General features: G+C 29.3%; 18 protein-coding genes and 1 other annotated feature. Of the genes, 14 read left to right on the top strand and 4 right to left on the bottom strand.

Annotated elements, in window-relative coordinates; translation table 11 throughout:
* Positions 1-36 precede the first annotated feature (36 nt).
* The gene (locus L1S46_RS18470) at positions 37-1,446 is read right to left on the bottom strand and encodes a peptide MFS transporter (protein WP_061114829.1); all 1,410 of its coding nucleotides are present in this window, start codon (positions 1,444-1,446) and stop codon (positions 37-39) included.
* Positions 1,447-1,817: 371 nt separating this feature from the next.
* On the opposite strand from L1S46_RS18470, the gene L1S46_RS18465 reads away from it, so the two are divergent.
* From L1S46_RS18465 to L1S46_RS18410, 11 genes are all read left to right on the top strand, one after another.
* Positions 1,818-2,720 carry a M15 family metallopeptidase gene (locus L1S46_RS18465; protein ID WP_238900694.1) on the top strand — a complete coding sequence of 301 codons (903 nt, stop codon included), beginning with the start codon at positions 1,818-1,820 and terminating at the stop codon, positions 2,718-2,720.
* Between the two features lie 33 nt (positions 2,721-2,753).
* Positions 2,754-3,866: an amidase domain-containing protein gene (locus tag L1S46_RS18460; protein WP_238900673.1), complete on the top strand. Its 1,113-nt coding sequence runs from the start codon at positions 2,754-2,756 to the stop codon at positions 3,864-3,866.
* Between the two features lie 283 nt (positions 3,867-4,149).
* Entirely contained in the window at positions 4,150-4,704 is a 555-nt protein-coding gene (locus L1S46_RS18455; protein WP_238900672.1) for a GNAT family N-acetyltransferase, read from the top strand.
* Between the two features lie 202 nt (positions 4,705-4,906).
* Positions 4,907-5,162, top strand: a binding site (T-box leader).
* 344 nt (positions 5,163-5,506) lie between these two features.
* Positions 5,507-6,796, top strand: coding sequence for an aspartate--tRNA(Asn) ligase (gene aspS / locus L1S46_RS18450; RefSeq protein WP_041897607.1), 1,290 nt, complete (start codon positions 5,507-5,509; stop codon positions 6,794-6,796).
* 272 nt (positions 6,797-7,068) lie between these two features.
* On the top strand, positions 7,069-7,353 hold the full coding sequence (gene gatC / locus L1S46_RS18445) for an Asp-tRNA(Asn)/Glu-tRNA(Gln) amidotransferase subunit GatC (RefSeq protein ID WP_012058353.1): 285 nt from the start codon (positions 7,069-7,071) through the stop codon (positions 7,351-7,353).
* Positions 7,354-7,368: 15 nt separating this feature from the next.
* On the top strand, positions 7,369-8,808 hold the full coding sequence (gatA, locus tag L1S46_RS18440; RefSeq protein WP_238900671.1) for an Asp-tRNA(Asn)/Glu-tRNA(Gln) amidotransferase subunit GatA: 1,440 nt from the start codon (positions 7,369-7,371) through the stop codon (positions 8,806-8,808).
* A gap of 13 nt (positions 8,809-8,821) precedes the next feature.
* The gene (gene gatB / locus L1S46_RS18435; RefSeq protein ID WP_017212623.1) at positions 8,822-10,261 is read left to right on the top strand and encodes an Asp-tRNA(Asn)/Glu-tRNA(Gln) amidotransferase subunit GatB; all 1,440 of its coding nucleotides are present in this window, start codon (positions 8,822-8,824) and stop codon (positions 10,259-10,261) included.
* Positions 10,262-10,454: 193 nt separating this feature from the next.
* The gene (locus L1S46_RS18430) at positions 10,455-12,326 is read left to right on the top strand and encodes a hypothetical protein (protein ID WP_238900670.1); all 1,872 of its coding nucleotides are present in this window, start codon (positions 10,455-10,457) and stop codon (positions 12,324-12,326) included.
* A gap of 624 nt (positions 12,327-12,950) precedes the next feature.
* Positions 12,951-13,616: a cell wall-binding protein gene (locus tag L1S46_RS18425; RefSeq protein ID WP_238900669.1), complete on the top strand. Its 666-nt coding sequence runs from the start codon at positions 12,951-12,953 to the stop codon at positions 13,614-13,616.
* Positions 13,617-15,205: 1,589 nt separating this feature from the next.
* Positions 15,206-15,841 carry an ankyrin repeat domain-containing protein gene (locus L1S46_RS18415; protein ID WP_039771959.1) on the top strand — a complete coding sequence of 212 codons (636 nt, stop codon included), beginning with the start codon at positions 15,206-15,208 and terminating at the stop codon, positions 15,839-15,841.
* 146 nt (positions 15,842-15,987) lie between these two features.
* On the top strand, positions 15,988-16,143 hold the full coding sequence (locus L1S46_RS18410; RefSeq protein WP_023975888.1) for a hypothetical protein: 156 nt from the start codon (positions 15,988-15,990) through the stop codon (positions 16,141-16,143).
* Between the two features lie 106 nt (positions 16,144-16,249).
* Here L1S46_RS18410 and ahpF read toward each other — a convergent pair whose 3' ends face one another.
* The 3 genes from ahpF to L1S46_RS18395 all read right to left on the bottom strand — a co-directional run bounded on the left by ahpF (position 16,250) and on the right by L1S46_RS18395 (position 19,515).
* Positions 16,250-17,779 carry an alkyl hydroperoxide reductase subunit F gene (gene ahpF / locus L1S46_RS18405; RefSeq protein ID WP_238900668.1) on the bottom strand — a complete coding sequence of 510 codons (1,530 nt, stop codon included), beginning with the start codon at positions 17,777-17,779 and terminating at the stop codon, positions 16,250-16,252.
* A gap of 11 nt (positions 17,780-17,790) precedes the next feature.
* On the bottom strand, positions 17,791-18,354 hold the full coding sequence (ahpC, locus tag L1S46_RS18400) for an alkyl hydroperoxide reductase subunit C (RefSeq protein ID WP_017212628.1): 564 nt from the start codon (positions 18,352-18,354) through the stop codon (positions 17,791-17,793).
* A gap of 159 nt (positions 18,355-18,513) precedes the next feature.
* A complete protein-coding gene (locus tag L1S46_RS18395; protein WP_012058362.1) occupies positions 18,514-19,515 on the bottom strand; it encodes an AraC family transcriptional regulator in 1,002 nt (333 codons plus the stop codon).
* Between the two features lie 214 nt (positions 19,516-19,729).
* On the opposite strand from L1S46_RS18395, the gene L1S46_RS18390 reads away from it, so the two are divergent.
* From L1S46_RS18390 to L1S46_RS18380, 3 genes are all read left to right on the top strand, one after another.
* Positions 19,730-21,349: an N-acetylmuramoyl-L-alanine amidase family protein gene (locus L1S46_RS18390; RefSeq protein WP_238900667.1), complete on the top strand. Its 1,620-nt coding sequence runs from the start codon at positions 19,730-19,732 to the stop codon at positions 21,347-21,349.
* A 369-nt stretch (positions 21,350-21,718) separates the two neighbouring features.
* Positions 21,719-22,669, top strand: a complete 951-nt coding sequence (locus L1S46_RS18385) for an ABC transporter substrate-binding protein (RefSeq protein ID WP_238900666.1) — start codon at positions 21,719-21,721, stop codon at positions 22,667-22,669.
* On the top strand, positions 22,656-23,648 hold the full coding sequence (locus L1S46_RS18380) for an iron ABC transporter permease (RefSeq protein WP_039771969.1): 993 nt from the start codon (positions 22,656-22,658) through the stop codon (positions 23,646-23,648). Before L1S46_RS18385 ends, L1S46_RS18380 begins: the two co-directional genes overlap by 14 nt.
* Position 23,649: the final 1 nt, after the last annotated feature.

The following is a 23,649-nucleotide window of genomic DNA, read 5'->3' as shown; positions in this document are numbered from 1 at the left end:
CTTTGCATATAAAGACAAGCTTCTATTCATAATATACTATTCCATCATTGCTGCTAATTTTTTATTAAATAATAAGAATAATATTCCCATTATAATTGAAACAGCAGCTATTCCAGCGAATATTTGTAAGTGTCCTAAAGTTTCTGTATAACCAGCAAGTCTTCCTGCTATTTGATTAGCAACAAAGCTGCTTAGAAGCCATACACCCATTAGGAAAGATGCAAGTTTAGCTGGCGCCAATTGACTTACCATTGAAAGCCCAACTGGTGATAAGCAAAGTTCACCAACAGTATGGAAGAAATAAGTTCCTACAAGCCATATCATGTTAGCTTTAATAGCAGTGTCTTCTATATTTCCGCCTCTTTGCATAACAGCACCAACCATAAGTAAGAAACCAAGTCCTAATAGTATTGAACCTGTTGCCATCTTTTGAGGAATACTTAAATCACCACTCTTGCTGCAAGCTAATTTGTACCATAGCTTTGATATAGGTATTCCAAGTATTAATATAAACAATGGATTTAGTGATTGGAACCAAGATACTGGCACTTCCCATCCACCAACTGACCTATCTATAAAATCTTGTGTGTATATAGTAAGTGAACTTCCAGCTTGTTCAAAGCCTGTCCAGAATATTATAGCAAAAGCTGTTAATATTAAAATAACTGCAGTTCTATGTTTTTCTTTTGTAGTTAATGGTTTAGCTTTTGCTTTATTATCATTGGAATTAGATTTAGCTACACCTACAGGTGCTTTACCAATATCTCCAAGGAATTTGTTCGCTAATCCATTAAAGATTACTTGTCCTAAAATCATTCCAAGTCCTGCAACTAAGAAACCATATCTAAATCCGTAGTGTATAATTTCACCTGCTTGTGTAGTAGCCATTGTTTTTTCTGCTAATGTACCACATATAAGAGGTGCTAAAAATGATCCGGCGTTTATTCCCATGTAGAAAATAGTGAAAGCTGAATCTTTTCTTTTATCGCCATCAGCATATAAATGACCAACCATTGTTGAAATATTTGGTTTAAAGAAACCATTCCCGATTATAAGTAAAAATAAACCTATGTACAATGTAGTCATACTTTGGTTTGAGAATAATGTTAACTGTCCAAGAGCTATTATTATTCCTCCAATGGTGATAGCTTTTCTTTGTCCTAAGTATCTATCTGAGATATATCCGCCTGCTAGTGGTGTAAGATATACAAGAGATGTGAAATTTGCATATATAGTCATTGCAGATACCTTATCTACACCAAGTCCACCTCTTATAAATTCTGTAGTTAAATACATTACAAGCAATGCTCTCATACCATAGTAACTAAATCTTTCCCACATTTCTGTAAAAAATAACATATACAGACCTGGTGGGTGTTTCATTTTGCTTGATCCGTTTGATGAAACTTCTTTCATCATTATATCGCTGTCTTTTTTAAGTTCCATAATAAACCTCTTTCTTTGATATTTTATTAACATAACAATTTTAGCAACAAATTCGACAACTTGCAAATTTTTGGTTATAAAAATGTTAAATTATAACCTGTAATAGTGGTATTTATATGAAAAATTAAATATTCTATATAAAAAATTTAATAATAGAATCCCTAAAAACAGTTGTTGAATTAGCAATATATTAAAAAATGATAGCTTTTCATAAAAAAATCATATTTTTTGATATTAATTAAAAAATATGATTTTTTTATGTATTTTTAAAATTTGTTTACTAAGTTTTTATAAGAAATTATTGTACATAGTATGTTTATTCTTGGGACAGTATATATTTATACGATTAAAAAGGTGGTGAAATATAATTGATAAGAAAAATTAGTAATTTTATAATATGTTTTTTTATTATTTTTAGCATTCCTATAGATTCAAAGGCATCAGAAGATAGGGATTACCAAACAGAGATGAAGCAGGATATTTTGATTCTTATGTTATCATATCCTCAACATATAGTAGATGTAGAAAAGAAAAGTGATGATGAAGTTTACATAATTATGAAATCAGGTAAGAAAATTATTTATGATGATAAAAAGGAAAAAAATCATGAAGTAAAATTAACAAATCCTGATTTACAAGATATGTTAGAGCAAGACTACCCATTAGAAAAAAATACAGAGATCATGGATAAAAATTTTGATCCTGGTAGAGCTAGACATTACGAGTTATTAAGCGAAGTATATGGAAATTCTAAGGGAGCAATTGAAAAAAACTTAGCTAGCTTAAAGTATGGATATACTAATTATCAATTCAATAAGCAAAATAATGCTAATGCGTCTTTAGAAGCAGCTTTAAAAGAATTAATGCCTTTAGCAAAATCAAGATCAGATATAGGTAGTATACTTTACCCTGCCAGCGGAACATTTAATTATAGAGTCATATCTGGAACTGGAAGGCTAAGCCCACATTCATATGGAATCGCAATTGATCTTAAAAGTGATAAGAGAGATTATTGGAAGTGGAGTTCAGAAAAGGCTGGAAAGGAAAGACTCTCTGATTACCCTAAAGAACTAGTGGAAGCATTTGAAAAGAATAATTTCGTGTGGGGAGGAAAATGGGGACATTTTGATATATTGCATTTTGAATATAGACCAGAAATAATATTAAAAGCTAGATATTTTGCTAATTGGAATAACAATGAGGAATGGTTCCAAGGTGTTCCTCTAAACGAAGAAACTAATAAGTATATTGAAATAATTAACAATAAATTGTAACAGAATGACTTAATTTAGAAAGGGGTATTATAGATGCGACTCTCTAAAATCAAAAAAAACAGGTCAAAATTTATAATCATCTTAGTATTCATTGTGTTTTTATCATTGATTACTAGTGATAAAAGTAGCATTGTATTTGCTGATACTAGTACTGATAATGAAGTGAAAAGTATTGTAGAAAATATATTTGCAATAAAAAATAAAGCTATACTTAGCAAAGATTTGGATTCAATTAAAGCTTTATATGCTACCGATACTAGATATGGTCAATGGGCATATGAATATGAGGAGAAAAAGGTCAAATATATTAATAACTGGGCAGAAAAGCAGGGAATACAATTTGTGGATATAATTCCTAAAGTGGTAATCAAAAAATGTAAAATTGGAGATAATAAATGCTCTTTTAGTTTAATTTGTAATACAGAGTATAAGTACATATATCCGGATCAGCCGGAAGCTATAAATAGCTCAAGGATGGGGACCTATCATTCTTTTCAATTAAGCAAGAGAGATAATAATTGGATAATAACAAAGGAGTGGTATACAGATCCATTTGCTGATTCCTTAAGTTTAGAAAATATTAAAGCAGATGAGATTAAACAATATATATCATCACAGCCTCTTAGGGATATTTCCAATATTAATGAAAAAAGAAAAGGAGCAAAGGAATATGCAGAAAGGTACTGTGGAGCGGCAACTATTGAGGAATATGGCTTTAAGTATAACAATAAATATAGAGATTTTAATCCAGAGGGTGGAGATTGTGCAAATTTTGCGTCACAAATACTACGCGAAGGAGGAAAATTCAAGGAAAATTCTACATGGAACTATGACAAAGGGAGTGCGACAGGTCCTTGGGTAAATGCCGGTAAGTTCACTCATTATATGATTAATAGCGGAAGAGCATCGGTAATTGCTAGAGGAAGTTATGAAAAGGTATATAAGGCTTCTTATAAATTACTTCCAGGAGATTTCATAGCATACGAAAAGAAAGGTGATATAACCCATGTATCGACAGTTACAGGAGTCGATTCTAAAGGATATTCTTTAGTAACATGTCATAATACGGATAGAAATAATGTTCCATGGGATTTAGGATGGAGTGATAAAAAAATTAAGTTTTGGCTTATTAGAGTTCATTACTAAATAAAATTTGCCTTAAGGGGTAATTAAATGCACTTTAAGGCTTTATTTGAAATTAAAAGAATAAAATTTGTGTAACAACTAATTTCAAAATGTTTTCTTCATAGATATAAGTCTAAAAAATATTGCAAGAATAACCCTAATTGGAACTGTGAATTGTGAACTGTGCATTGTGAATTGTAATATAGTTTTATATAATCAAATTATTATAGTATAATACAAATCAGATATTAATCATTAAGGGGGGGACTAGTAAGAAATATAGTTGTATTCTTACTAAAGTAGAATGAAACAAATAGTATTAAATAAAAAAGATAAAAGTGTTGTACAAGCCCGATTGAAACTATTGGATGTAAGCTATATCGATAAAATTATGAAATTGCAAGAGGATGTATATACAAGATTAGAAAACAAAGATTTCTTTGTATGTTCAGATAAAAAAGAATTTGAAACCGCTATAAATGAAAAAGGTATAATTTTGGGTTGCGTTTCATTAGAAGAAGATGAGCTAATTGCTATAGGAGCATATATTGAATATGGATATGACGAACATAATTATGGACATGATATAAAAATTCAAGGGGAAGAACTTCTTAAGGTGGGACAGATTGAATCAACTATGGTTTTGGATGATTATAGAGGAAATAAACTTCAAAAGATAATATGCGAATCTCTTGAAGAAATAAGCAAAACAGCAGGAATGAATTGTATTTGTGCAACAGTTTTTCCTGATAATAAATATAGTTTGAATACATTTAAAAAACTTGGGTATAATGTTATGGAAGATAAATTAAAATATGGTGGATTAAGAAGATTTGTTTTAATGAAAGAATTAAAATAATAAACTCTAAGCACTGGAAAAGCTTAGTTTATTTTAAAATGTATTTTAAGAAAATTATTCATAAAAAAGTATAATTTGAAAATTCATTAACAAATTTTTAAAAAAAGTATTGATTTATAAATTATTTTGCAATATAATGAATTCCATAAAGCAAATGTGCTTATAATTAATAAAGAAATTAATTTTTGAGAAATTAAAATTTATATATGCAATGATGAAGAAAAGTAAATTCAAATAGATGATTTTTAGAGAGCAGATGATGGTGGAATATCTGTATGAGTCTTGAATTGAAGAACACTTCGGAGCTATTAACCGAAATTTTAGATTAAAAGAGTAGGCTTAATCGGGTCCATACCGTTAAAAGTGGAGAGTATAAAACAATAATGTTTTGTACTTCATTGAGGTGAGTTTTTTATAAACTAACTAGGGTGGTACCGCGAGTTAATCTCGTCCCTATGCATAATGCATAGGGACGAGATTTTTTTATTCTTTAGGAATTTATATTTCAGTAAAATCTGTAGATAACTTAAAAAAGGTTGATTGAATAGTATTTGTATTTAGAAAAGAATAAAAAAAATCTTATTCGCCTGCCAAATTTTTCTCACATGCGTTCGAAAAGGCAGATGCGTGAAAAAAATCTACACATATGAAAAGAGTGCGAAGCACAATACGGAACTTAACCACAGTCGCCTACGATTTTTTTGTTATAAATTTTAATTAAAATAAAAATATTTATTTTTACAAAATAGCTATAAAAATCTTATGTAAAAATAATCAATATATGGGAAAAGGAGCAATAATCATGAAAAGAATATTTATTAAAGATTTAGCAGTTAACGGGGAAGAAACAGTATTACTTAAAGGTTGGGTTCATAAAATTCGTGATCTTTCACATGTTTCATTTATCTTACTTAGAGATAAATCTGGGATAATTCAATTAGTATGTACTAAGGAACAAATTAAAGGTTTAAGACTTGAAAATGCAGTAGAAGTAACTGGAATAGTTCGCGAAAATGAAAAGGCTCCAAAGGGAATGGAAATTGAAGTATCAGATATTAAAATAGCAGGAACTGTATATTATGACAAATTACCATTTGAAATTCAAAGCTTTAAAGAAAAGGCTGCTCTTGAAACTCAATTGGATTATAGAACAATAAGTCTTAGAATTCCTAAGAAAAAAGCAATTTTCAAGGTCCAAAATGAAATTGAAGAAGCATTTAGAATGTTCTTCAAGGGTAATGATTTTGAAGAAATCCATACTCCAAAGATAACTCATTCTGGAACAGAAGGTGGATCTGAAATGTTTACTGTTAATTACTTTAACAGAAGAGCTTTCCTTGCACAAAGTCCTCAATTCTGGAAGCAAATGATGGTTGGAGCAGGTTTTGAAAGAGTATTTGAAGTTGGTTATGCATATAGAGCAGAACTTCACAATACTTGGAGACATTTAAATGAGTATGTTAGTTTAGACGTTGAAATGGGCTTTATAAAAGATGAAACTGATCTTATGGAAATGGAAGAAAGCTTTATAAGATATTTATATAAACACTTAAATGAAAAATGTGCTGAAGAATTGAAATTATTTGATGTGGTTCTTCCAGAAGAAATTAATATTCCAAGAATCCCACTTGCTAAAGCTCAAGAAATTTTATTAACAGAATTTAATAAAAAATCTCCAGTTGGAAATATTGATAATGAGGGTGAAGCACTATTCCATAAATATGTTAAAGAAAAATATAATAGTGACTATGTATTCCTAACAGAATATCCAACAGCTAAGAGACCAATGTATGCAATGGAATGTGAAGAAAATAGAGAAATGACAAAGAGTTTCGACTTAATCTTCAAGGGCGTTGAAATTACAACTGGTGGTCAAAGGATACATGATTATGAAATGTTAAAAGCTAAAATGGAAAGACTAGGATTAAAGCTTGAAGACTTTGCTTTCTATTTAGATACATTTAAATATGGAATGCCACCTCACGGAGGGTTTGCAATTGGTCTAGAAAGAATTACAATGCAAATATTAAACCTTGGAAATATAAGAGAAGCATCATTATTCCCAAGAGACATGAAGAGATTAACACCGTAAGTGAGAATCCAAATTTTACATTTGGATATTCGAACTTACTCAGTGAGCGAATGCGAGTCGAGTTTCCTTAAGTAAGACTTCAAATTTTATATTTGTTAAGTCGAACCTACTCAGCGAACGTAGTGAGTCGAGTTTCATTTAAAAAAGTTATTCAATAGAAACCTAAAAAGCTTCTATTGAATAAAGCTAATTAGTTTATGTAAAGTTAATGAATTTTAACATAGTGTTTTAAACAGCATTATAATGACAAAAAATTTGATGAGGTGAAATTAATGAAAGTTAGTATTGATGAAGTAAAATATATAGCAAAGCTTTCTAAATTAAGATTTTCTGATGAAGAAGCTGCTAAATTTGCAAAAGAATTTGAAAATATTTTAGAGCATTTTCAATATTTAAATGAATTAGATTTAGATATTAAAGAAGATATAGATAATAAGGCAGAATTAAAGCCAGTAGTAAGAAAAGATGAAGTTAAGCAATTCGAATGTAAGGATTTATTTAGAAATGTTAAAGACATGCAAGAGACTTATATTAAAGTACCAAAGATTATTGAATAGGGTGGTGACTAGATAATGCAAATGAATATTAAAGAAATGGTAGAAAAAATTAAAAGTGGAGAATTAACTAGTGAAGCACTAGTTCAATCATATATTGAAGAAATTACAAAAAACGAAGGGACTATAAATGCATTTTTAACTCTTACTTGTGAAGAAGCATTGGCTAAAGCTAAAGAAATAGATGCTAAAGTAAAAGCTGGTGAATCTCTAGGAAGACTTGCAGGTATTCCAATAGCTATAAAGGATAACATTTGTACAGAAGGAGTAAACACTACTTGTGCATCAAAAATGCTTGAAGATTTTATTCCTCCATATGATGCAACTGTAATAAAAAAATTATTAGCTGAAGATGCAATAATTATTGGTAAAACAAACATGGATGAATTTGCAATGGGATCTTCAAATGAGAACTCAGCATTTAAAAAGACTTTAAATCCAAGGGATATAACTAGAGTTCCAGGAGGATCATCAGGTGGATCAGCAGCAGCAGTTGCAGCAAAATTCGCACCAGTGTCGTTAGGATCTGATACAGGTGGATCTATAAGACAGCCAGCAGCATTTTGCGGTGTTGTAGGATTAAAACCTACTTATGGATTAGTTTCTAGATTTGGACTTATTGCTTTTGGTTCATCCCTAGATCAAATTGGACCATTTTCTAATTCAGTAGAAGACAGTGCTTATATTTTAAATATAATTTCTGGAACTGATGAATATGATTCTACAAGCATAAGAGATTTAAAAGAAATAGATTATACTGCTGGTCTTCAAGATGGAATTAAGGGTATGAAAATCGGTGTCCCTGAAGAATTCTTTGGTGAAGGATTAGATGAAGAAATTAAGGAATCAGTAAAAAATAGTTTAGATAAATTAAAAGAATTAGGAGCAGAAGTTGAAACATTTTCTCTTCCTATAATTAAGGATGGATTAGCAGCTTATTATATAATGTCATCTGCTGAAGCAAGTACTAATTTAGATAGATATGATGGAATAAGATATGGTTATAAGACTCCAAATTACACAAATCTAGATGAATTAGTTGAAAACAGTAGAACTGAAGGTTTTGGAGCAGAAGTTAAGAGAAGAATAATGCTTGGAACATATGCACTTGCTTCTGGATATTATGATGCTTATTATAAGAAAGCAGATGCTTTTAGAAGAAAATTAAGATATGATCTTAAAAAGACTTTTGAAAAATATGACTTAATAGTAGGACCAGTTTCACCTGTATTACCTTTTAAAATTGGTGAAAAAAAGGCTGATCCATTATCAATGTACTTAGCTGACATTTACACTATTAATGTTAATTTAGCTGGAAATCCAGCAATATCAATTCCAGCAGGAAAGAGCAAAGAAGGCTTACCAATTGGAATTCAATTGATGGGTGATATGTTATGCGAAGAAAAAATATTCAAAGCTGCATATAGCTTAGAGCAAGCTTTAGCTATTGAATTATAGGAGGGGAATTACGATGAATTTTGAAACAGTAATAGGACTTGAAATACATGCAGAATTAAAATCGAAGACAAAAATTTTCTGCTCTTGTTCAACTAAATTTGGAGCAGAACCTAATGCTAATACATGTCCAATATGCACAGGGGTTCCTGGAACGCTTCCAGTGCTTAATGAAGAAGTTGTAAATTTAGCAATAAAAGCAGGAACTGCACTAGGATGTACAATAAATAAATATAACAAAATGGATAGAAAAAATTATTTTTATCCCGATCTTCCTAAAAATTATCAAACTTCACAATTTGATTTACCAATCTGTTCAGGTGGGCTTGTAGAATTTGAACATGAAGGAAAGCAAGTAAAAGTTAGATTAAATAGAATTCACATAGAAGAAGATGCTGGAAAGCTAGTTCACGTAGAAGGAGAACCAATTTCTTTAGTAGACTATAACAGAGTTGGTGTTCCTCTAGCAGAAATAGTTACAGAACCAGATATGAGAAGTGTTAGTGAAGCTGTAGCGTTTATGAAAAAGCTTAAATCAATTTTAGAATATGGTGAAATTTCTGATTGTCGTATGGAACAAGGGTCATTAAGATGCGATGCTAATATTTCATTAAGACCAGTAGGGCAAAAAGAATATGGAACTAAGGTAGAGCTTAAAAATATTAACTCATTTAGAGAACTTCAAAAAGCTTTAGAAAAAGAAGAAAGAAGACAAAGAGAACTTTATACTTATGGAGAAGGTCATAAGGTAGTTCAAGAAACTAGAAGATGGGATGCTGCAAAAGGTAAAACAATCTCTATGAGATCTAAAGAAGAAGCAGATGACTATAGATATGTTGTAGAACCAGATTTACCACCAATCATAATCTATGATGAACAAATTGAAACAATAACTAAATCTTTACCTGAAATGCCAGATGAAAAGAAAGAAAGATTTTTAACTTCATATGAACTTACAGAAAAAGAAGTTGATATTTTAATAGGTGATAAAGGACTTGCTACTTTCTTTGAAAAAGTTGTAGAATTAGGTGCTAAGCCTAAAATTGCTTCTAACTGGATATTAGGTGATATTTTAAGAATATTAAATGATAGAAAAATGGAATCTGAAGATATGCCTCTTGAAGCTGAAAACTTTGCAAAGCTTCTTAAGGTAGTTGAAGAAGGTAAAATTAGCAATAATGTAGGAAGAGAAGTTCTTGATGAAATCTTTGATGAAAACAAAGATCCAATGAAGATGATTGAAGAAAAGGGGCTTATGCAAATCAGTTCGTCTGATGAACTTGAAAAAATAGTTGATGAAGTAATTGCAAATAACCCTCAATCAGTAGAAGACTTTAAAGCAGGAAAGACACAAAGTGCTGGATTCTTAATGGGTCAAGTAATGAAATTGTCAAAAGGTAAAGCGAACCCAAAAGTCGCTAAAGAACTTGTTGACAAAAAACTTAGTGAGATTTAAAAATTAAATTGAAATGGAGAGCATGCATTATATATGCAAAAGCTCTCCTTTTTATTTTACCTAATTCATGAATTAAATAATTGTGCATTTTGCCTTGTTTTATTGGAATAAATATTTACAAAAAATAATATTATATATTAACTTATATGTTAAATACTCAAGCTCCATTATATTTTAATAAAGGGAGGAAATTATGGGGAATATCATAAACAAATTTGAAAATGAAACTAAGACAAGGGTAAACGTGATAGATCTTGAGAATTTAGGGAAATCTCAATTGCAAAAAGTAGTTATTAAAGATGGAATTTTTGAAGAAACAGATTTTTTAAAAAGTGACAACTATATTAGTTTTCCAACAGAAATGCTGTGCTCATCTACAAAAAGCAATTTTATTAATGTTTATTTATGCTTGAAAAATGAACTTAGCATGGTTGAAAAACTTAAAGATGAGATTATAAAATCACTATATGAGGCGTATCTAATTCTTGATAAAGATAATTGTGTAGAAAACGATAATTTTAGAGAAGAAGGTTTTAAGAAAGCTTTTTATAATTCTTTAAACAATCAAATTAATAATGTTTCCTTAATTAAATTTTATGAAGTTAATAGTATACAAAATGTATTTAAAGATATTAATTTTAATGAATTGCTTATTGAATTAAGGAAAATAAATTCTTCTGATGACTTTGATAATTTTGAAGAGAAAGATGAGCATATATGGAAGAGTTATTTTGGAGATTTCAAAGATGAGTTTCATAAACATTACAGCAAATGGTTGAAAATGATTTCAAAATACTATGAATGTAATGAAGAGGGGCATGAATATGCAAATGAAGCTCAAGATTATATTAATAAGTTTTTAAATAGAGATTTCCGAAATTTGTGTAATGTCATTTACGGAATAAATACTTCTTGTGATCTTATGGTTGAAAGAGCATATATTAAGCTTCCTGCTAGCAAAGCGAGATACTTAGGAATAATATTTATTGATTGCCCTAAAGGTGAAAATATAGCAAAAACAATAGAAAATCGTGTTGGCGAGGATTATAAAGAATTATTTATGGTTATATCTAAATGTAGTAATAATTTAGAACATCTTTTGGAATTGAAAGAAAATATAAATGATACTACATTAAAGAAGAGAATATTTTATGTCTTAAACGAGTTTGAATCATATAAAAATCATTTATTTGAAAACGACTTATTAGATTCCAATTCCAGAGAAGATTTAATAGATACATTGAAATATGCTACAGCTAAAAAATTAGGGATCAAAGAAGATAAAGTTATTGTAACAGAACAATTTAAAGATATAAACAAAAGAACATTAGATAAATTGGACACACACAATGACTTTGTGCAATTATTAAGACTAATTAGAAAAGAAAGTGAAAGATTAGGCAATCCTATAAAGATAAAATCATCAAATAAGGACGGACTAATTAGTATTTCTTTGAATCAAGAGAGAATGATAGTGCAAGCTCTTATGGGAATGCTTTACGAAAGATATAATGGATATCTAGTCGATCAGTGGAAGAGAATCATTGGTGATGAAAATGAAAAAATCGATAGGAAGTGCAAAAATTATACTTACAGTGAGATTCATACGATAATAAGAAATCGCAAAGATAATTATAAAGAATATAAAGTTACAAAATGTTTAACTACAAAAAAAGATAATAAACCAATTGATTTTAGTATGAGGAGTGGCGATTATACTGATAGCAAAAGAATATTAAAAATGATGGTTGATTATGGTTATCAAACAGTTGGATTTCATCCTAATGAGAATAAAATTTTAGTAAGTGTTAATGGCGAAATCTCTAAAGAAGATAAAGAAAAATTAATAAAATCTATTAAAGGAAGGCTTGAAGAAAACGCTATAAATTATTTTGAAAGTGCATTTCTAGCAAATATATCAAGAAAAAAATTTAATACAAATAATTTATACAAGGCCTTGGAAATTGAAACAAATATAACTATGGATGATTTTTATAGTGCGTTTAGAGAGATGTTCAAAAAAATTAGTGATAATATAGTTAGATATGAAGTTCGACTTCAATGAAAGATAGAAATGCAGATAAATGCTAGGTAATATATATTGCAAAAATAATTCTTCATTATAAGTCTAAAAATAATACAAGAATTTTATCTGTAATTGTGAATTGTGAAATGTGCATTGTGCATTGCAGAATATATATTAAATTGGTTTGATAAATTTTAATTTTATTTAGCGATTAGGTTATATATTATATATAAAAACTTCAGTATTATGAAATCATCTAAAACTGAAGTTTTTTTATTCTTTAGGAAATTATAATTCAATTAAATCTGTGTATAACTTTATAATAGTATGTTTTACTAGGGTTAATTATTATAAAAGAATAAAAAATAAATCATATTCGCCTGCCAAATTTTTCTCACATGCGTTCGAAAAGGCAGATGCGTGAAAAAAATCTACACATATGAAAAGAGTGCGAAGCACAATACGGAACTTAACCACAGTCGCCTGCGATTTTTTTATTTACACTTAAAATTATAATTAATTTATGTAGACTATATTTTTGGCATATTGCATAATTTAAAATAATATGAATTTGGTAAATGAATACAACAATGCATATTATTAGTTTGACAAAATATGTAAATCATATATAATTATGATATAAAGGTTTAAGGGGATGATAACGTGATAAAAAACTGTTGGAAAAAAGCCGTAGCTTTATCAATGATCGCCACATCAATAATGCTATTGAACCCAGTAGGGGCAAACGCATCATGGAAGCAAGATAATATTGGATGGTGGTATAGTGAAGGAAATCTATGGGCTACTGGTTGGAGAAAAGTTGATGGAAATTGGTATTATTTCTATCAAAATGGATATATGGCTAAAGATACGCAAATAAATGGTTATAGAATATATTCAAATGGAGTTGCAGCAAGCAATCCTAGCGGAAAATATGAAGATTCAAATTCTTATAAATGGAAAATTGAAAATGGAGAAAACAAGAATATATCTAATAATTACTATTATATAGAGAATGATAAAGTTATTGGTAAAATGATAAATAAAAATAACTATTTGTACTATACAGAAAATGGACAGAATTTTACTGGATGGAAGCAATTGGGTAGTACCAAAGGTTTTAACTGGTATTACATGGAGAACGGAAAACGCTGTTTAGGATGGAAAAGCATTAATGAAAATTGGTTCTACTTTTCTAATTTTGATGGAGAATCAGAGACTGATGTCGAAAATCTAAGAGGGAAAATGGTTAATACTTCTATTTTGGATGCAGGCAAGAGTTATCAATTTGATGATTATGGAGCTTTACAAAGTACAGTTACAAGATGATAATAACATTTTATGTATTGGTGATATTGAGTATTTCTAAGTGCTTAAATAATATTGTTCAGTACAAAAAAAAGAATGACTTAGTTAGGGAAATAAGTCATTCTTTTATTATTATTTAAGGGGATAAATAATAATGCTTTAACTACTTTACAAGTTTAATTGTATATTATTAATGTTACATGATTGTGTCAAATTTATTAACTTAATATAAACAAAATAAATATTTAAATTTTTAGCACTGATATGCAGACACCCAACTCTAAAATTAAATTTATGTGGTAACTTCCGAAATCATAAATATTTTGTTCCAAAAAGCTATGAAAATATATTTATGATTTCTAGTGAAGATATGGATTCAAAGTTTTAGCAACTTGGTGAATATGTTCATCTAATAAGTCTAATTATTAAATTGTTTATCTATACAAAAAAGTAGACCGCTTACTATAAAGAAAAGAAGAACTAAAAAATAAAGTTTAATAGTTATTAAAAATATTTATATAGGAATAAAGTTGGATTTATAGATTTTTGTTGCGTTAGTTTTCTGAATTTATTCAAAAAATGATTATAAAAAAGAACGACTTATCAAGGAAATAAGCCGCTCTAAAATTAGAGAGTATTGAAGTAAATTCGTACAATTAAAGTATAAAATATAAGGAGTTTTTTATCAAAATAAATCGTATTACAATCAATGACATGAAAATACTATATATCCTATGTTGAATTCTAAAACGACATGAAAAAATAAATTTATACCGGGATATTGTAGAAAAAGATAAAAATACACATAAAAAAGTAATATAAAAATAAGTGAAGATATTGTTGAAAGATAGTAAAATAAGGATGGGTATAAAATTAATGATTATGAGAGGGATGAGTAATCATCAAAAAAGGGCTAAGATCCTCATTCTTAGGCCTTTTTTTGATATTTAACAATGTGCTTGTCCAGATTTTGAGAAATACGGATAACTATTTTATTTCTAGGAGAAAGAATACAAAGCATATTATTTAGGAGACATTTTCTTAAACGTATATTATATCTTAACTTAAATAATTCAAATCTATTCATGATAGTACCTCTTTTTACTAATTTATACACATAAAATAAATTATAATCTACATAAAATAAATTTTCAAAAAAAATCATACTACAAATAATGTCAAAATATTGTATAAATATACATGCTGTTTTATTCAGATAAAATGAGTAGTTTAATTTAGTTAGATGATATATAAAGAGATATTAAATTACTGGAAAATATAAAATTGTATATTAATATGCATATTATTTAAAATAGTTAGGAACCAAAAAACTTAGTTCATTTACTTTGTATCTCAAACTAAATATAAGTTCGAATGTAACTAGAACTAGTTATAAAACTATAAAGATTATTATTTAAAACTTATGAAGGATATTTTTATGACCTTGATAGATATATAGATATAATTTAAAGAATATTAGCATTGAAAAACTGATGAAACAGATGTTAAAATGTATAGATGAATTAAAAAAGAAAGTATTCACTTGTGAGGAAATAATTCGAATTAAAAATCACTAAAAGATATATAGTAATTTATTGGAGGTAATTATCATGAACATTCATGAAATTTTGTTTGGGTCAAGACCAAAATCTATTTTGAAAATAATAAAAGAAGGGGATTTGGAGGAACTTAAAAACTTTATAACAAATGGCGGAGATATTAATGAAAAATATAATGATACTAGCCTGCTTCATTTTGCTATAGATAATTGTGAGAAAAATTACTTTGACATAATACAATTTCTAGTAAATAATGGTGCTGATATAAATAGTAATCAAAGTTATTTGAAAGAACTACCATTACATAGAATCTGTGCGAGAGTAAGTCCTAAGATGGACGTCATTAAATTACTGTTAGAGAAGGGATCTAAAGTAAATGCTGAAAATATATCAGGAAAAACTCCTATATTTTATTGTAACTTTAATTATTCGGTAGAGCTTTTAAATCTTCTTATAAAATATGGTGCAGATATTAAACATAGAGATAAGTATAGCAATACTCTTTTGCATGATGACTATTTAACTTGTCGTGATACTGATAAGTTTGAAGAATACTTAAACGAAATAGTTTCTCTTGGACTAGATATAAACTCAAAGAATAATTTAGGTCACACACCGCTATATCTTTGTAAAAATAAATCTATTGAAAATATATTGATGGAGCATGGAGCAAAGAGAAGTGTATAATTAAGTGCTTAGATACTATAGAGTAGTTAAACTTATTTATATAATTTTAGAATCTTTTTTATGATAATATTACTACCGAGTATAATTTATAATTGTGGTTAACATATTACTGCAAAATAAAATTATGATTAAGGAGGTAGATTCAAATGTCATTAAATAATAGCGGAGTGCATAAAAATTCACTATCTAAAAAAAGAACTGACTCAAATACGGTAAAGTCAGATGTTGGTGCAGAAATTGGTTTTCCTAATAACAAAGATAAAGGTAGAGGGAAAACAGATGGAATAGTTGGAAAGAATTGAAATTTAAAATAGTTTTAATTCTTAGATTGAAATAATAATTTAGAATATAAGAAAAAATAAGGAATCCCTTTGCAGTAATAGTTTTTATAGCAAAGGGATTCTTTTATTAGTTTCTTATTAGATAGTCAAATGCACCTAAGGCAGCTGTTGCTCCTGATCCCATGGAAATAATTATTTGCTTGTATGGGGTATTAGTACAGTCTCCAGCTGCAAATACTCCTGATACATTAGTAGCACCATGGTTATCAATTATAATTTCACCTGATTTATTGCGCTGGATATTTTCTCCTAGCCAATCAGTGTTTGGTACAAGTCCAATTTGGACAAATACACCATCTAATTCAACATGCTTAATTTCTCCTGTGTCACGTTCAATATAGGTAATTCCATTTACCTTATCAGTTCCAGTAATTTCTTTAGTCTGAACATTTTTTAAGACGGTTATATTATTCAAACTGTAAAGACGATCTTGCAAAACTGAATCTGCTTTAAGTTCTGGCATAAATTCAAAAACAGTTACGTGACTAGCAACTCCAGCAAGGTCAATGGCAGCTTCGATGCCTGAATTACCTCCACCGATGACTGCAACATGTTTCCCTTTAAATAAAGGGCCATCACAGTGAGGACAATATGTCACACCTTTATTCTTAAACTCTTCTTCTCCAGGAACACCGACATTCCTCCAGCGGGCACCTGTCGAAATTATTACCGTTTTACTCTTTAAACGTGCACCATTTTCTAGTTCAATCTCAATAAGGTCTTTTTTTTCTATACTCTTAGCACGTTGTAAGTTTACTATATCAACGTTATAGTCTTTGACATGCTCTTCAAGGCTTGCTGCAAGTTTAGGGCCTTCTGTATATTTAATACTTATAAAGTTTTCAATACCTATAGTATCTAATACTTGACCACCAAAACGTTCAACGATAATTCCAGTACGAATGCCTTTACGAGCTGCATAAATAGCAGCACTTGCACCTGCAGGACCGCCGCCAACAACAAGCACATCGTATGGATCTTTATCTGCAAAATTTTCTGAAACTGGGGCTTCTCCGATTTTTGCAAGAATTTCTTCGATAGTCATGCGGCCACTTGCAAAGAATTCTCCATTTAAATAAACTGATGGTACTGCAAGTATATTTTTACTTTCTATCTCTTCTTTAAAAACGGCACCATCAATCATTGTATGAGTGACCTTTGGATTAAGGATGCTAATTAAATTTAGAGATTGAACAACTTCTGGGCAGTTATGACAGCTTAAACTAATATAAGTTTCAAAATGGTATTCTCCTTTAATGTTCTTAATTGAATCAATTGTTTTCTGGTCAATTTTTGGGGCTCTTCCGCTAACTTGTAGAAGAGCTAGTACTAATGAATTAAATTCATGTCCTAAAGGGATTCCTGCAAAAGCTACACCAGTTTCTTCATCAGTACGATTTATGCTAAAGCTAGGAGTTCTTAATAACTTTGATTTTTCAGCTTTTATTTTTGGAGACATAGAAACTAGTTCATCTACGAGAGAAACCATAGTGTTGGATATATCATCGGAAGCAGCACTGACTTTTATAAGTACAGTACCTTCCATAAGCTCAAGATATTGAGCTAATTGTTGTTTTATATCTTTATCTAGTATCATAGGCGTACCTCTTAGATCTTTCCTACAAGATCAAGGCTTGGTTTAAGTGTTGATGCGCCTTCTTTCCATTTTGCTGGGCAAACTTCGCCAGGATTATTTCTAACATATTGAGCAGCTTTAATTTTATTTACTATTACAGCTGCATCACGACCGATATTGCCAGCATTAATTTCAATTGCTTGAATAACACCATCTGGATCTATGATAAAAGTACCACGATCTGCAAGACCATCAGATTCAATCAATACATCAAAGTTGCGAGATAATGTATGTGAAGGATCACCAATCATAGTATAAGTTATTTTTTTGATGGCTTCTGAACTATCGTGCCATGCTTTATGTGTGTAGTGTGTATCTGTTGAAACTGAATATACTTCAGCACCAAGCCCCTTTAAAGTTTCATAATTATCTTGTAAATCTTCTAATTCAGTAGGGCATACGAATGTGAAATCTGCTGGATAAAAACAAACTACACTCCATTTACCTTTGAAATTTTCTTCAGTGATATCTATAAATTCACCGTTTTTGTAAGCTGATGCTTTAAATTGTTTTACTTCTGTTCCTATTAATGACATAATATATTACCTCCTAAAATTCATTTTTATATTTAAACTATATTTATATTTTATTAAATATTATTATTTAATAATGATAATGATTATCACTTAAGATAATTATAAATCTAAATTATAATTTGTCAATACCATTATGTAAAAATTCTTTTAGTAATATTTTTACTTGAGTTTTCTAAAATTTAAAGGTGTTTTTCCATATGTTTTCTTAAACATTTTAGCAAAATTAGCAGAGTAATTGTATCCAACCTTATATGCTATCTCCTCGATACTTAAATCTGTTGTTGATAAAAGATTTGCAGCAATAATCATTCTAATATGATTTGTATATTCACCAATCGACATATGATAATATTTTGAAAATCCTGCCTTTAATTTTTGCTCATTTAAAAAGACCATCTTACTTAAGCTATTTATATTTGGAGGATTATGATAATTTTTAGATAAAATATCATGAGCTTTTTGAATAGCACGAATATCAAAAGAGGTTAATCTTACTATTCTATTATTACCAATATTAATGTTTCCATAGTCAATCTGATTAGTAAAAGCATTCTCAGGAGATTTATTGACCTCGTTTATTAAAATAGCAATACATTCTAATATTTTACTTTCCAAGTAAATACTATTTAATAAGTTTTTATTAGCTAAGCTTTGTAGTTGACGGATAATTTCTGTAATTTCTAGAGGAAGATAGATATATGTATAATTTCTAATAAAAGAATCAAAATCGATCGCATTAGAAAAATTAGGCTTTATAATTTCGGTGAAATATTTTTCATGTATAGTTATTTCAGTTCCATGATAATGCTGACCTTTTGCCCATTTTTGTTTTCCTTTTAAATCTTTTTCTACAACAAAGAATGAAGAAGGCGTAAAAGAGGATACAGGATTATTTTCAAGCTGAAATTCTGTAACTCCCTTATAAACTAATCCAAAACGCATTAGTAGCTCAGGGTTAGAAAAAGATAAGGAAAAGTCTTTAGGAATAGTATAATCCGCAATACCTAAACTATAATATCCATCCCTTGAATAAATAATGCAATGACCAAATTCGGGTCTATCCTTATTTGTATATAAAGTATAATTTTCATTTTCAATTTTACTAAAATTCAATTTTTTTAAGACTGCGGCTTTAAACTCATCACTAGATTTTACAATCATAAAATACTCCTTTAATTTTTATATTATTAGACATATGATATAGATACTCAAAACAAGAAAATGATTAGTTAAGATGTAAAACTAATTAAATTAGATGTGAATATTGCATTGAGAATGAATATCATCTACAATTGCTTTGGTTAAGAATAAATTCTAAACTAATTATAAAATGTTGTAAAGTATATTTTAGAAAAGTTAGAAGTCGGAGGGAATTATGAAAAGAAGAACAAATAAAATTAAATCAGTTTTAGCTTTAGCAGCAATTGTGTCAGTGACGGGTTCAATGCAAGTTAAGGCAGAGACTTATCCTAGAATACCATCAGAAGAAGGAACTATTTATGAAGCAGCGGCTTATAAAGACGGTAAGTTTTATATTAAGGGAGAGACAAAAGAGGCTGAAAATGAAGGGGCATATTATTTAAATGGAGATAAGTATACTGAAATTAATGATATAGATATTGAAAGAGAAGTTTATAGAACATACTTAGATAAATATATTGAGATGAACTATGGAGATTACTATTTGGACATGTCAAATGGTGAGTTGTCGGAAAACAGCTTAATAGAGGATGATGTAGATAATGCATACTTGGCGTTATCAAGAAAGATAAGAAAAAACACTAAAGGAAGATATTCAGATACTAGTTTGAAAAACGATTTAGTTGAAATCCCTAATACCAAATTCGGAAAAAGCTGGTATTTTACTAATTATGATGGTTATAATATTTACACAGATTCAGAAGGAAATTATATAGATGCGGATTACAATTTAGGTAAAATTAAGATTGCAACGACATCGAGCAATATTATTACATTAACAAATACAATTGATAAAAAAGAAGGAACCAGAGCATACGTTTCAGAGTCAAATGTACTCGGACAAGATGCAGATTATATATATAGAACTGCAAAGGTTACTATTGAAAGTGATGAAATAATAAGTAAAATAGATGGGATTGATGTAAATGCTGGAAATGCATTTGATACAAGTGAAAATGATGGTAAAACAGTAAGTTTTCTAGCTATACAAAAGATTTCAAAAGAGCAGGCTGAAGATAAGATAGATGGTGCTAACTATGCTAAAAATACAGTTACATATATACTTTCTGGTACAGATGGAACATCTGTAAGTCTACTTGATGGGGCCCAAATAAGTGTGGCAGGAGGATATATAGTTGAGTATATAAAAGATTCAGGAACAATAACAATTCAAACTATTTCATTATATGAAGAGCGAGGAAATCAAAATTATGTATATGCTTATAATATTGCGGCAGAAGAAATAAAAAATATAGATATCGATACGAATGGAAACCTATGGAAGGTTGAAAATGGAATTGTATATAAATTTGATAATTACAGTGAATGGGATAAGATTTATAAGGTAGATGGATCTATGGATAATTTATCGGTTTATGATGAAAATCATATGATAATTTGGAGTGAAGATGTTGATGTTTACTCAATAAAATCAGAGGATACAGAAGAGATAAAGGTAGAAGGATATGGGCCAGAAGAGATTTTAGCAAAAAAATTAGGATGGATAATGAATACAGATGGAAGCTGGAGTTATAATAAGCCAGAGTATATTAAAGCTACTGGATGGCTTTACGACGAGAATAAATGGTATTATTTAAATTCTTTTGGAATAATGCAGACAGGATGGATTAATGAAAATAGCAAATGGTACCATTTAAGCGAAAACGGAGCGATGAAAACTGGATGGCTAAATGAGAGTGGAAAATGGTATTATTTAAATACATCAGGAGAAATGCTTTATGATACTACGGTTGATGGATATAAACTGGGGATTAATGGGGATTTGATTCAATAATTTTTAATATGTTTCAGGCTTAAGTAATTGATAGTATAAAGTTATTTAATTCATATATAAGCCAAAAATAATCAATTAAGGTGCAAAAATAATTAAATCTGGTGCAAATATTGAAATGAGAATGAATATCATATACAATTGTTTTTGTCGGAAATAATAAAGTGGAACTTAATTCAGATAGAATATGATCTATGTATAAATTTGAGTTGGATTTTTATAATGAATGGTTACTCTGTATAGAAATGTATTACTTAGTCTCTACATTAATAGAAAAGTAGAGTGTAATTCACTTTGCCCATTGCTCTAGATTGAATTTTCACAGTAGCTAGATAGTGGAAAAAAATATAAATTATGAAAGGAAGATACAAAATGAAGAAAATTTCAGTGGCTAAGAAACTTTTAGCAGTTTGCTTAACGTCAATGATATTAGTTGGGTGTACAAATACAAGCAATTCTACAGTAAAAGAGGAGAATAAAACTGTTAAAGTAACTGATGTTAAAGGAGAAATTGAAATTCCAGCAAATCCTCAAAGAATAGTTGATTTAAGTGGTAAGAGTGATGTTTTATCAATTTTGGGATATAAAGTAATAGGAACAGCTAATAGTGATGCTTATAATTATAAAAAATTACCTACATATTTAGAAGATACATTAAAGGATGCAACAATAGTAGGTTATAGCATGCAGGACACTATGGACATTGAAGCAATAATGAATTTAAATCCTGACTTAATAATAATTTCAACAGTACAGGAAAAAATGTATAATCAGTTAAAAGAAATTGCACCAACAGTTATGATTAAATCAGAAGCATTAAATTGGAAGGAAGATGTTAAGAATTTAGCAAAAGTTTTTGATAAAGAAGATATAGCAAATGATTGGATAGAAAATTATGATAAAAAAGCAAAAGAAGCAGGAGATAAGATTAAGGAAACTCAGGGGAAAGATGCAACTTATTTATCCTTCTTAGCTAGCGGTGGTCAATTCTATGTATTTGATGGAGCTGGATTTGGAAATGTATTATATGAAGATATGGGTTTAAATAAACCAGAAGGTATGCCAGAGCAGACTGATATAAGCTTACCAGTTGTAACATATGAAGGACTTGCAGCAATAAAAGCAGATAATATATTCGTTCTTGCAACTGATGAAGACTCAAAAACTCTTGAAGGAAATGCAATATGGAATGGACTTCCAGCAGTAAAGAATGGCAAGGTTGTTAAATTACCATCCTCACCTTATTTTAATCAAGGCTATAGTCCAATAGGAAGAGAAAAACTTTTAGATGAAATAGTGGAGAAGTTAAATGAAAAGAAATAATAAAAATGCAATAACTTTTACAGTTTGTAGTATTTTTATTCTGATAGTGGGTCTAATCCTAGGCGTAAGCCTAGGAGCTACCCAGATTGGAATTTCTGAAATATGGCATAGTATTTTTAACTATAGTGAACAGCTTGAACTTGTACTTATTAGAGATGTACGTATTCCTAGAGTTCTATGTGTATTATTTACAGGAGGAATTTTGGGTGTAACAGGAGCCATGATTCAGGGAGTAACAAGAAATCCAATAGCAGAACCATCGCTTCTTGGTGTAAGCCAGGGAGCTACTTTGGTTATTGCAATATTTTATGCTATGGGAATTTCAATAAATACTACAAATGTTATGATAGCAGCCTTAATTGGTTCAATATTTAGTGGAATTATAGTAATAGGTTTTATATCAAGAAAAGCAAATAATAGTTCAATTACAAAAATACTTTTAGCAGGAACTGCTATGAGTACCTTTTTTATTTCTCTTACAACTATTGTAGGGTTATTATCAAACCAATCCCAGCTTCTTGCTTTTTGGGTAGCTGGAGGTTTTAGAAATGCAACCTGGTTAGACTTTAAATTAGTTTCAGTGATTGCAACCATAGGTTTAATAATTGCACTTTTACTTTCAAAAAAGATAAATATATTAAGTCTTGGAGATGATGTTGCAATAAGCCTTGGGCAAAATCCTGAGAAAATAAGATTAATAACTTTACTTGTTATGATACCAATGTGTGCAGGTGCAGTTGCTGTTGGTAAAAATATTGGTTTTGTTGGACTTATTGTACCTCAGATTGTAAGAAAAATTTTAGGAGAAGATTATAGAATAAACATACCTTGTTCTTTTTTATTTGGAGCAGTTCTTTTAACTTATGCTGATATTGCTGCAAGAATGTTTTTAAATCCTTATGAAACACCAATTGGAATATTCACAGCCTTAATAGGAGTTCCATTCTTTATAGCTGTAGCGAGAAAGGAGAAAGGCTGAT

It is taken from the genome of Clostridium sp. YIM B02500 (assembly GCF_022324665.1).
In the GTDB taxonomy this organism is placed as follows: Bacteria; Bacillota; Clostridia; order Clostridiales; family Clostridiaceae; genus Clostridium; species Clostridium beijerinckii.
Note: the sequence above shows the minus strand (reverse complement) of the source record. Positions and strands in the feature narration are given on the sequence as shown.